Raw genomic sequence first — 11,966 nt, forward strand, 5'->3', positions numbered from 1 at the left:
GGGCCATTTCAGACTGCCACATCCAAAGGTCCTCGCGTCGGTGAGAGAGCCGAAGCGTTCAGGGAACGTCAGCGAGAATTTCAAGGTCTTGAACCACGCCTCGCTGTTATCCCGAATTCGGGATAATAGCGATTATTCCGGGCGGGCGATTATACCGAGTAGGCGTGCGAGGCGGCGTGAACAATCTTGCCCCGGCGTATACTTTCAGCACCGCTCGGAGTGGTGACTTACCTGACAGATCTGGGCACTTTGCATTATTTCGATGGTGGAACGGCACCGTCGATCGAAAGTTTGACTACAGGCCTTTCCCCGAGAGGTGCGTCGAGATCGATGAGTAACGAGCCCTGAAACGCCAGGGCAGTGCACGCTTCCGGTGCTTCCGGCAAGGTGCCTTGGATGAGCGCCACAGCGACTTCCGAACCGGTTTGCTCAGTGATTGCGCGCGTTCCGTAGCACGCAGGATTTCCTCCAACGAAGAACACACGAACCTGAGTGTCCGAGACGTTCGCCGAATGTGTCCATGGTAGAACTCTTTCCTCGACGAGATCATCGCGTGGAACCTCATCTTCAGGTGCCGGACTGCCACTGGTAGAGGGATCTGGCGCTGCAGTGGAACCGCCCTCTTCGCCCCCGGGCGAGTCACCGGAGATGTTTGTTGAGCACGCAGATGCTCCCAGAATGCACATGGCTAAAAACGCTCCCGCCACGAGTCGTGTCGATCCCAACAAATCTGTCCCCTACCAATCTGCATGGTCACGTACCGCCGGGTGGTGCAATTCATTGTCACCGTGCGGGTCAGCTGGTTTGATTATGCAGCAATGAGCTCGGGATTGGGAGGCGGAGCAGTGCCGCGGGGTTGGGGAACAAGTCGACGACGTCGGTGCGGCGCGATATCCGTGTTCGAGTGATCAGCCTGGTGGTTACCACTCTGACCGGGAGCTGGTGGACCTGGGCGTGAACTCGGAGAACCGGTGGCAGTACCTCGCCGCCGCCACCTAACATCAGATGCAGTGTCGGAGGCCTCAAACCCGCTTTTCTGGGCCGGATAGGGGCCGTGGGCGAGTTAGGAGAGCCTGTGTGTGAGCGTGTTTCGCCGGCGAACCCACCACAGCATGGCGATGGTGATCAGTATGATTGCGGCACCGAGAGCGATCCAGAGTAGGAGGGGTTCTGTGCGGGGTAGGACTGTCTCGCCTTGGCCGGCGTCCGGGAAGATGATGGATGCTACCGCTTCACGCTCGACCAGTCCGCTCTTCAACTTTAGCTGAGCGTCCCACGGCCCATTGGGGAGTTCAGCGTCCAAGGTGAAGACAACATTCTGATGCTCTCCCGGCGGTATAGTCGTTGATTGTTGCAGGGGAAACGGGCCGGCAGACAGGCCAGCCGGCCCCTGCGTAAGGGTCAACTCGCCGGTGATGTCGACGGCTCGACCGCCGGTGTTGGTGACGAGCGTAGTCACCGTGGGGTTACCGTGCACGTCCCGTCCGGCGGTGAGCGAGGTGATGTTGAAGTCGGTAGGTGGCCCGTTCCCTGGCCCGACCGACAGGTAGATGCGGATACCGACTCGACTGGCCTGGACGATGTTAGCCCCGTCAACCGGTGGACACGGGCGAAGCGGGCACGGCCCGCATCACCCCAGCCCCGGCGCGTCTGCTGCGCGCCGACCCGTTCGGACCTTTGGTCATGGCCTTGGAACGCTTCGACGAGGAACGGCAGACCGCGTCACCGGCCGCGATGCTGAAGCAGCGTGTCGTCGCCCAGCGCCCCATCACCCAGGGCGCCGAAACCCCCGCCGAGGCGATCACCCTGAGCCTGGACCGCACCGGCCGCATCGACCTCGACACGATCGCGCACCTGCTTGGCCAGACCGAAGCGGATGCCAGGGCCGGCCTCGGCGAGATGGTCTACGACGACCCCTCCACCGGAAACCTGATCCACGCCCCCGAGTACCTTTCCGGGGACGTGCGGATAAAGCTCGACGCCGCGCAGACCGCCGCTGAGACCGAGCCCGAGCGGTTTGCCGTGAACGTGGCGGCCCTGCCGGAGAAGCTCACCATGGAGCAGATCCAGGCGCGGCTCGGCGCTGTCTGGGTCGACGCCGAGACGCACCAGCAGTTCCTCCGGGAGCTTTTGCGTGATCGCAGCATCCGTGTCGAGAATCCGATGCCGGGCATGTGGGAGGTGCGCGGCAATCGGCAGACGTTGCGCGCCACCAGCGAGTGGGGCACCGTGCGCCGCCCGGCGACCATGCTCAGCCAGGCGCTGATGGAGCAGAAGCCCATCACCGTCTATGACGAGTATGAAGAGCTGGGCACGAAGAAACGGGTCGTGAATGCGCTGGAGACCACGGCGGCGCAGGAGAAAGCCGACCAGCTGCAGGAACGCTTCGGCGAGTGGGTATGGGAAAACCCGGAGCGGGCGGAACGCCTCACCGATGAGTACAACCGCCGTTTCAACTCCATCGCCCTGCGCGACTACAGCCATGAAGGCGACTACCTGACGTTGCCCGGGGTGGCGCTGAACTTCGTGCCGCGACCGCACCAGCGCGCCGCCGTGGCTCGGATGCTCTCCGAGCCCGCCGTGGGGCTGTTCCACCAGGTCGGCGCGGGCAAGACCGCGGAAATGGTGATGGGCACCATGGAGCTGGGCCGGATGGGACTCGTGACCAAACCCGTCGTGGTCGTGCCCAACCACATGCTCGAGCAGTTCGCCCGCGAGTGGCTGCAGATCTACCCGCAGGCACGCATCCTGGCCTCATCGAGTGACGATCTCGCCGGTGACAAGCGCCGCCTGTTCGTCGCCCGCGCGGCCGCGAACGACTGGGACGCCATCATCATGACGCGCACCGCGTTTCAACGCATCCCGCTGTCGCCGGTCGCCGAAGCCGGTTACATCAGCCGGGAGCTCGACACCCTGCGAGTGGTGTTCGAGGAGGCCACCGGTGAGGACGCGATGAGCGTCAAGCGCATCGAAAAGAAGCTGCTGTCACTGGAGCAGACCTACAAGGACCTCACGGATAAGCCCCGCGATGCCGGCATTACCTTCGAGTCGACCGGGATCGACTATGTCGTCGTTGACGAGATGCACGACTATAAGAACCTCGCCACCGAGTCGAGCATTCAGGATGCCCGCATCGCCGGTGCTGGCCGGGCCACGGATCTGCACATGAAGCTCGAATACCTGCGCTCCCGGCACGGCGACCGCGTCGTGACCGTGGCCACGGCCACACCCCTGGCCAACAGCATCACCGAGGCGTACGTGATGCAGCGCTACCTGCGCCCCGACCTGCTCGAGAACGCCGGCATCGGCCACTTCGACGCCTGGGCGGCGACGTTCGGGCAGACGGTCACCGAGATGGAGATGGCACCCACGGGCGGCGGGAACTTCCGGTTGAAGACGCGGTTTGCGAAGTTCCAGAACGTGCCGGAGATGCTGCGGATGTGGCAGGTGTTCGCCGACGTGAAGACCGCCGAAGACCTCAAACTCCCGACCCCGTTGTTGCGGGAACGCTCCGACGGGCAGCGGGTACCCGAGAACATTGTGCTGCAGCCCGGTCCGGAGCTGGAGGCGTATATCGCCGACATCGGAGAGCGTGCCGAACGGGTGGCCAACGAGTCGGTGCGTCCCGAAGAAGACAACATGCTCAAGATCTCCACGGATGGCCGGAAGGCCGCTCTGGACGTGCGGATGGTCGGCGGAGACCGCCCGAACGGGCCGACGAAGATCGACGCCGTCGCGCACCAGGTGCTGCGCATCTGGAATGAGACGAAAGACGTTGCCTACCTCGACGACGTGACGAAGGAGCACTCGCCGACGCCGGGTGCGCTGCAGCTGCTGTTCAGTGACCTGGGCACGCCGAAACTTGATCGCTGGAATGCGTATGACGAGCTGCGACTGAAGCTGGTCGATGGTGGGATGCCGGCCGAGACCATCCGTTATATTCACGAAGCGAAAACGGACCCCGACAAGGCGCGGCTGTTTGCGGCGGCGCGGGCCGGCCATGTGGCCGTGCTGGTCGGGTCGACGGCGAAGATGGGCGTCGGTACGAACGTGCAGGCGCGCGCGATTGCGCTGCATCATATGGATTGCCCGTGGCGGCCGGCCGATATCGAACAGCGCGACGGGCGCATCGTGCGGCAGGGTAATCAGAATGCCGAGGTCGGGCTGTACAGGTACGTCGTCGAGCGCAGTTTTGACAGCTATATGTGGCAGACCGTGGAGCGGAAGGCGAAGTTCATCTCCCAGATCATGCGCGGTCGGCTGGACATGCGCGAGATTGAGGACATCGGCGATGTCGCCCTCGGCGCCGCGGAGACGAAGGCGCTGTCGTCGGGAAACCCGCTTCTGATGGAACAGTCCGTTGCGAACAATGACGTGTCGAGGCTGCAACGACTCGAGCGGGCCTGGCAGCGCAACCAGACCAACCTAGCGAGCATGCGCGTGAACGCGAGCAGCCAGGTCGGGGTGCTGGACCGTGACATCGGCCTGCTGACGGCCGCGCTTCCGCGGGTCGTGGACACGAGCGATGACCTGTTCCGCATGACGGTGGCAGGCCGGCAGTACGGCAAACGCGCGGATGCTGGAATCGCGATCGGGGAGTGGGCGTCGCGCAACGGCGTCCGGTATCTGCCCACCAACGCCGATCGGAAGCTGGGGGAGTTGGGCCAGGTTGGCGGGTTCCCGATCGACGTGGCGTCACGCACGTCGCTGGGTCAGGTGCACATTTTGGCGGAGCTGCGCGGGGTGCCGGGGGCGAGCGTGACAGTGCCGAGGAACCAGTTCGCCGAGGCGGGGGTGGGTCTCGTGCGGCAGCTCGAAAACCGAGCCGCATCGTTGCCCAAGCTGATCATCGAGACGCAGCAAAAGCGGGTCGACGCCGAGACGACGATCGCGGAGGTGGATGCGCGCATCGACGATCCGTTCAAGCACAGCACCGATCTCCGCGAGGCGCAAGAACGGCAGGCCCGAGTGGTGGCGGGGCTGGCGGCCATGGCCAGTGAGCAGAATCCGGCTGCTGAGACGACGGATGCGGTGGGTGGCGACGGAGCCGCTGTGGCACGCGATCGGGTCAAGGAGCTCGCCACCCGCGCTCACACCCGGCTAGACAGTAACGCATACGCTGACAGGAATCAGAGTCCTGAACTCCGACAAATTCGGACGCAACCGCGGGCGTGATGCGCTGCTCCTCGGCCGGCTCCGATCGCCTGCACCGAAAAACTATGACCTCAAAAATTACCGAGAGGACCCTCGCTACTCGCTGGATATTAGGTCCCGGTTTGTGCGGAAGTGAAGTCTGTCGACTTGTACGTGATGGTGGTGCCAATCGGAGAATTGAGTTTTCGATACAGTTGGCGCATGAGATCACGACGTCAATATCCCGGCATCCGGCAGCCAGAACTCACGTTGAGTGGGAGCATCGGTCTCTGGGTTCTAATCCTCGCGGTGATTGCGTCTGGCGTTTGGGTGCTGTTTGGGTGGACGACACTTTTTGTCTGGATCGATCAGGCAGATCGCGTCCAGTACTCCCTTGTCCTAGCGGGAGGGATCGGTGCTGTCGCGGCCCTCGTTGTGTCGTATCGAAAGCAAAAACTTGCGGAAGCAAATGCGGTCTTAGATCTCGAATCCCATTTTGGCGGTCGATTCTTGGCAGCAACTGAGCAGCTCGGTAGTAGCAACCCAATCATTCGTATGGCTGGCGCAGTATCACTTGCCCGACTTGCCGATGATTGGGTCACCCAGCGTCAAATGGTAGTCAACGTGATCACTTCTTATCTACGCATATCTGCACCCGATGTGGACGTTACTGAGGACGAAATTCGTGCTTCCCTCTTCAGATCGATCCGCGACCATTTGCGTCCGTCTGCTTCACCGGATTGGCAAGGGCTTAATTTTGACTTCACGAACGCGGAGATTGCGGGGGCGGACTTCACTGAAATCGAGATGCGTGCAGGGACAATCCTCAACTTCACGGATGCAACATTTAGCCGAGGCTTCGTACGATTCTCGGGCACGTACGAGGGCACTACTTTGGCATTTACGAGGTCGCGATTTCGCGGTGCCATCGTGGAGATAAGCGCGACCATAGGCGTTGACCTCCTGGACTTCGAGGGCGCCACCATTTCAGGGGGATCCGTGCGAATGGACAGATCCACTTTCGCGGGAAACCAGATTTCCTTCCAGGGACTGGTGATCAGAGACGCAAACCTGAGCTTCTCCGGTTCGGTTTTTAATACCCAGAATATAGATTTTGCCGGAGCCTTAGTCGAAGGTGACGGCGGCTTCTTTTTCGATCACTGCAACGTCTTAAGCGGTGATGTAAGTTTCATAAGTGCGAGGTTCAATGGGCGGCTTGCGCTCTTTGCCGGAACTACATTCACCGGACGAGAGATCTATTTCAACGGGACACGGTTTGCTGCCGAGAAGACCATCTTCGAGGGCATTGATTTCGCTGGAGATGTCGTTGATTTTACAGGGGCAATATTTTTCGGCCCGCACGTTGGATTTCACAAAGCCGTGATTCATCCAAAGTCCCTCATAGTCGATGATGCGGCGTACGTTGATGGCGTAGTCGACTGGGGCCGTCTGGACAAGATGCGTGACACATTCGCTGTCTTCCCGGACGGAGAAGCGCTGCTGGCGGACGAATATCTTCAACAAGAATCAAGGATGCAGTATGCCAGGGAGGCTTTTGCCCGGCAGCGTCAAGACGATTAGCTTGATAGGGCGCCAGTAGCTGGGCTGACGCCGTCAAATTCTTGGCGGCGCAGTGACCAGGGGTGTTTGTCTCGACGCGGCAAAGGTGCGCATCCGCTTCACTTCTTTGGGCAAGAGGGCAGTGAGATCGGCGACCCGACTGGCGCTTTCGCCGAACTCGAAGAGGCTCGTCACACGTTCGCCCATGGTCGTTTCCAGCGCGTCGATCTTCGCAATCAGAGCGTCACGCTCATCGCCGGCAGTGAAGAACTCCGCGAGCGTGGCTTCGATCTTGTTGTCCCGCTCCGCGCGCACCTGATCAACCCGGGTGCGAGCGAGGCGTGCCCGCTCCCGAGCGTCAATCTTCTTACCAGTCTGTCTAGTTGCCATATCAAGCACTCCCATCGAACGTCACGTAGATCAAACTTTTTCACAGATCTCACCAGCTCCAAAACGACACGCCACAACCAAAGCAAGTAGACACACCTCTTGCACTAATAGTGTCTGGACGGGATTGACCCGTTAACCTGTGTTGAGAGGGGGTGGTTTCGCCATGATGACCGTGCATGTTCTTCACGCCGGTGATGGCTACACCTACCTGACCCGCCAAGTCGCAGCCGGAGACCATTCGGTGCGCCGCGGCGAAGACCTCACCGACTACTACACCGCCGAGGGCAACCCGGTGGGGGAGTGGCTCGGCTCCGGACTGGTGAACCTGGGCGTCTCGGGGAACGTGTCCGAAGCCCAGATGCAGGCCCTGTTCGGCGACGGACTGCACCCGGACGCGGAGGCCGCGATCCGGGCTGCCGTCGCCGGGGGAGCGTCCCCGGAGGATGCGGTGCAGGCGTCCCGGTTGGGGCGCCGGTTCCCGCGGATCCAGCCCAAACTGGACGGTTGGGACGACGCCGTCGCCGACGCCTACCAGGCACTCGAAGTGGAGAACGGGCGCAGCCCCGAGGCCGGGGTGGAACGCGATCTGATCCGCTGGAACATCGCGGCTGACCGTGTCTCCGTAACCCTGAAGCGCCCCGGCACGGACGCGGAAGTGGCCACGCACCTATCCCAAATGGGCAAAGCGGCAAGGCAGCCTGTCGCCGGTTACGACCTGGTGTTCACTCCAGTGAAGAGCGTGTCCGTCCTCTGGGCGCTCGGTGACGAGGCCACCTCCCAGCAGGTCCGTGAGGCACACAACGCGGCCTGGCAGGCCACGGTCGCGTGGCTGGAAACAGAAGCCGGCGTCACCCGGGTCGGTGCCGGCGGTGTCGCCCAGGTCGACACGCACGGGTTCGTTGCCACCGCGTTTGAGCACCGCGATTCCCGCACCGGCGACCCGAATCTGCACACCCATGTGGCCGTGTCCACGAAGGTGCAGGGCTTGGATGGGAAGTGGCGTTCGCTGGATGGACGGGTGCTGCACGCGCTCGGTGTGGCCGCGTCCGAACGGTACAACACCCTCGTCGAACACGAGGTCCGCAACCGCCTCGGCGTGAGCTTCGTGGATGAGACGCGGGGGCGGAGCAAGCGCAGCGTCCGGGAGATCGCTGGCGTCAGCCGGGAGCTGCGGGACTCGTTCTCGTCCCGGCGTGCGGCGATTGAAGACGCCTACGAAACCCTGGTCCAGGAGTACGTGGCCAAGCACGGGGACACCCCGCCGAAGACGGTGCAGCTGAGCCTGGCGCAGCGGGCGACGTTGGAAACCCGCGAGGGTAAGAGCGCCCCGAAGAGCCTGTCCCGGCAGCGCGCTGAGTGGCGGCTGGCCGCGATCAAGATCATCGGTCAGGTCGCCGTCGACACGATCGGGACCACGGTGCGGCAGCGGCAACAGCGCTCCGTCCAGGACGAGATCCTCGCCGCCCTGAGCGTCGACGAGTTGGCCGAGCGGGTGTTGAACACGGTCGAAGACAGCCGCGCCACCTGGCGCCGATCGCACGTCGCCGCGGAGGCCCAGCGCATCGCCCGGGCGTTCGCGAACGTGCACCCTGGCGTCGACGCCCAGCAGGTCGCCGACCAGGTCGCCCAGGCCGTGATGGCCCGCGTGATCGGCGTTACCGCCCCGGCACTGAACCCGGTCCCGGAGCAGCTGCAACGCCAGGGCGGTGAGTCCATCTATCGGGTCCACGGGACCGAGCGGTTCACGTCGACGCGGATCCTCGGGATCGAAGACAGCCTGATCGACGCAGCCCGCACCGTTGCCGGCTTCACCGTCGACCCCGCCACTTTCACCACCACGATCGAGGCGTTGAACGCGGCCAGCGAGTACCCGTTGGATGCGTCCCAGGTGGAGTTGGCCCGCCGCTTCGCGTCCGGTGGCCGGCTCCTCGAGGTTGGCATCGGCCCGGCCGGAACGGGTAAGACCACGGCCATGCGGGCGTTCGCCCGCGCCGTCGAAGCCGGCGGCGGCCGGGTCCTGGCGTTGGCGCCGACCGCGGCGGCGTCGACGGTCCTCGCTGAAGAGATCAAGGTGGAGGCGGAGACCGCGCACAAGCTCGTCGATGTCCACCGCCACGGCTCACCCGAGCAGCAAGAGTCCGACCAGTACCGCATCGACAGCAACACCGTCCTCCTCATCGACGAGGCAGGCATGGCCTCCACCCCGCTGCTCGCCGACGTCCTCGCCCTCGCGAAGCAGCACGGGGCAACGATCCGGCTCTTGGGCGACCCGGCCCAGCTGGCTGCGGTCGAATCCGGGGGAGCGCTGCGCCTGATCGAGCAGCGCGTGGGCGCCAGCTACCTCGACCAGGTCCACCGTTTCATCGACAGCGACGAAGCCGCAGCGTCCCTCCTCCTCCGCGACGGAGCGAGTGCGGCGCTCGACTTCTACGTCACCGCCGACCGCACCCGGGGCGGCATCCGGCAGAGCATGCTGGAAGAGATCTACGTGGCTTGGGCCGCCGACCGTGCGGCGAACTGGAATTCTATCATGGTCGCGGGAACCAACGACGAAGTCGCCGCGCTCAACGCGCGCGCCCGTCTGGACCTGGTCGGCCAGGGCGTCGTGGGCAAGAGCGGGTCGGTGCTGCACGACGGGAACAAGGCCGGACTGAACGATGTGATCGTGACCCGGCAGAACGACCGGAAGCTGCGCTCCAACCAAGGCAAGGACTTCGTCGCCAACGGCGACCTCTGGACCATCATCGACACCGAGGGCGGCGATCTCAAGGTCAAGAGCCTCCGGCACGGGGGAGTACTTACACTCCCCGCCGAGTACGTGGCCACCCACGTTGAGCTCGGCTACGCCGCGACCATCAACCGGGTCCAGGGGATGACCGTGGATACCTCACACATCCTCGTCGACCCGCAGTCCACGTCCCGCGAGCAGCTCTACGTCGCCGCGACCCGTGGCCGGGAGTCCAACCGGATGTATGCCGTCGTCGAAGAAACCCTCGAGGTCGACGCGCACGCCCCCGACCACCTCCGCACCAACATCATCGACGCCCTCACCGCGGTTCTTGCACGGGAGAGCGCGGAACGGTCTGCGACCGAAGAAATACAACGCGCCCAGGACGCCGCGGCAAGCCTGTCCACGTTGCTGCCGGCGTACGAAGACGCCCGCACCCGCGTCTACGACCCGAACCAGATGGACCGGATGGAAGCCGCAGTCCGGGACGTGCTCGACACGGAGATCGCCGACCGCGTCGTCCGCGACGAAGCGTGGACGCATCTCGCGAGCCGGCTCGCGGCACACGAAGCCCGCGGCGCGGACGTGCGCACCCAACTCGCTGCAGTCGTGCGGGCTGAGGATGTCGGGCCAAGCTCGACCGTTGAGTCGTTTGCGAAGATCTATCACCGCCGCATCGGGGCACCAGCAGGCTCACCGCCGGGGTCAGGACTCCCGAGCTGGGTCAGCCCTCCGCCCAGAGGCACCGACGGCGACAACCGAGAGGTCCGCGACTGGCTGCAAATCCAGGCTGACCTCATCAAGGACCGAACCAAAGCGCTCGTCGACGCTACGGCCGCAAACCCGGAACCGTGGAACAAGACACTTCGCCCCGCACCGGATGACGCCTCCCTGCAAAGGGCATGGCGGCACGACCTGGGCAACGTGGTTGCCTTCCGTGATCTCAACCAGGTGGCCGACACAGAGTCACCTCTGGGCGCAGTCCGCTCTGACGACGACGCCTACACGGCGGCAGCCGCGTCCCTAGAACGACTCCGCATCATCGAGGACAAAGCGCCGACAGAGGCGCGAGGCCGAATGGCCGCCCTCCGACAACGACTGGCCGGCAACACTGGCGAAGCCGCCGCCGTAGGGGCCGCCGAACGAGTGCTTCGTATTCGGGAATGCGCCGTAGAGCAGAGACGGGACGAGACTGACCAGCCGCAGCAGCGGTCTACAAATCGGCCGAAGATTTAGTTCAATCTCCCATGCGATGTAGGTGCACCTCGCCTGTGGCTCGATTGGGAGTTGATGCTTCGTACCGAACCGTTACTTGAGCGGGGTCTTCGGCCCCTCGCGCTGCTCGGCTGTCAAGACTTGACCGCCCTCCCTCAAGACTTCCCCGGTCTCGGAGTCAAGCTGGGGCAGTTCAGGGTACATCCCGCCCGTCGTTGTGTACCCGACCTTCGATTCTCGATGCGCCTTCACCAGTCCGGCGAACATGACTGGCTATGTCAACCCAAGTCGAACCCACCAGGGCAATCTAAGCCGGACCCACTCCGGGCGCAAGGCGAAACTAGTCGGTTGGGAGCGGGGCCAACGGTTTGGTCGTACCGAAAGCAAACGTTGTCTCAACTGAGGTCAACGCTGGGATCCGGCGCAATTGCGTCCTTACTAGCGTTTCATAAGCAGTGAACGACGACGTTACGACCTTCAATAGGTAGTCATGGTCGCCCGCTAGGAGATGAGCTTCGACTATGTCTGGAATGGAACGGATGTGGTCCTCGACAGCCTCCACGACTTCCTGGCCGTGGCGTTCAAGCGTGATCCTCACGAAGGCCGTTATCGGCAATCCAACGCTCGCTGGATTGACAATGGCAATGTACCGGGAGATCACGCCAGACTCCTCCAGACGACGAACGCGCCGCAGGCACGGTGACGGTGAAAGCCCGACCGCATCAGCGAGTTCCTGGTTGGTGATGCGCGCGTTGACTTGGAGTTGGCGAATGATCAGCAAGTCAATTTTATCTAGGGTGAACATGTAGCAGATTCTGCCACAATTTTGGCGTGTTTTGGCAGAAAAACGCAATCGCCTGCCTCGGTCCTTCTCATACGCTTTTCATTGGGAGTTCCTCGGCAGCGAAAATGAGGAGTTTCACCCATCAGAAAAGGCCAG

Annotated in this window: 6 protein-coding genes; 3 read left to right on the forward strand and 3 right to left on the reverse strand. The window is 63.2% G+C overall.

Going from position 1 to position 11,966, the window contains the following annotated elements:
* Positions 1–1,063: 1,063 nt before the first annotated feature.
* The gene (locus tag E3T29_RS06750; RefSeq protein WP_134344763.1) at positions 1,064–1,459 is read right to left on the reverse strand and encodes a hypothetical protein; all 396 of its coding nucleotides are present in this window, start codon (positions 1,457–1,459) and stop codon (positions 1,064–1,066) included.
* A 140-nt stretch (positions 1,460–1,599) separates the two neighbouring features.
* Between E3T29_RS06750 and E3T29_RS06755 the strand changes: the two genes are divergently transcribed.
* Positions 1,600–5,175 (forward strand): helicase, encoded by a 3,576-nt coding sequence (locus E3T29_RS06755; RefSeq protein WP_134344764.1) that lies wholly within the window; start codon positions 1,600–1,602, stop codon positions 5,173–5,175.
* 180 nt (positions 5,176–5,355) lie between these two features.
* Entirely contained in the window at positions 5,356–6,714 is a 1,359-nt protein-coding gene (locus E3T29_RS06760; RefSeq protein ID WP_134344765.1) for a hypothetical protein, read from the forward strand.
* Positions 6,715–6,747: 33 nt separating this feature from the next.
* Here the strand turns inward: E3T29_RS06760 and E3T29_RS06765 are convergent, their stop codons facing one another.
* Positions 6,748–7,083 (reverse strand): hypothetical protein, encoded by a 336-nt coding sequence (locus E3T29_RS06765; RefSeq protein ID WP_134344766.1) that lies wholly within the window; start codon positions 7,081–7,083, stop codon positions 6,748–6,750.
* Between the two features lie 163 nt (positions 7,084–7,246).
* Here E3T29_RS06765 and mobF point away from each other — a divergent pair, with 163 nt between their 5' ends.
* Positions 7,247–11,047 carry a MobF family relaxase gene (gene mobF, locus E3T29_RS06770; protein ID WP_134344767.1) on the forward strand — a complete coding sequence of 1,267 codons (3,801 nt, stop codon included), beginning with the start codon at positions 7,247–7,249 and terminating at the stop codon, positions 11,045–11,047.
* 319 nt (positions 11,048–11,366) lie between these two features.
* Here mobF and E3T29_RS06775 read toward each other — a convergent pair whose 3' ends face one another.
* A complete protein-coding gene (locus E3T29_RS06775) occupies positions 11,367–11,831 on the reverse strand; it encodes an Lrp/AsnC family transcriptional regulator (RefSeq protein WP_134344768.1) in 465 nt (154 codons plus the stop codon).
* Positions 11,832–11,966 lie beyond the last annotated feature (135 nt).

The sequence above is a fragment of the Cryobacterium sp. TMT1-66-1 genome (assembly GCF_004403435.1).
In the GTDB taxonomy this organism is placed as follows: domain Bacteria; phylum Actinomycetota; class Actinomycetes; order Actinomycetales; family Microbacteriaceae; genus Cryobacterium; species Cryobacterium flavum.

What these genes read in the sequence shown, in the direction of transcription:
- E3T29_RS06760 (WP_134344765.1), top strand. Translation starts at nt 5,356, where the DNA reads ATGAGATCACGACGTCAATATCCCGGCATCCGGCAGCCAGAACTCACG.
- E3T29_RS06765 (WP_134344766.1), bottom strand. Translation starts at nt 7,083, where the DNA reads ATGGCAACTAGACAGACTGGTAAGAAGATTGACGCTCGGGAGCGGGCA.
- mobF (WP_134344767.1), top strand. Translation starts at nt 7,247, where the DNA reads ATGATGACCGTGCATGTTCTTCACGCCGGTGATGGCTACACCTACCTG.
- E3T29_RS06775 (WP_134344768.1), bottom strand. Translation starts at nt 11,831, where the DNA reads ATGTTCACCCTAGATAAAATTGACTTGCTGATCATTCGCCAACTCCAA.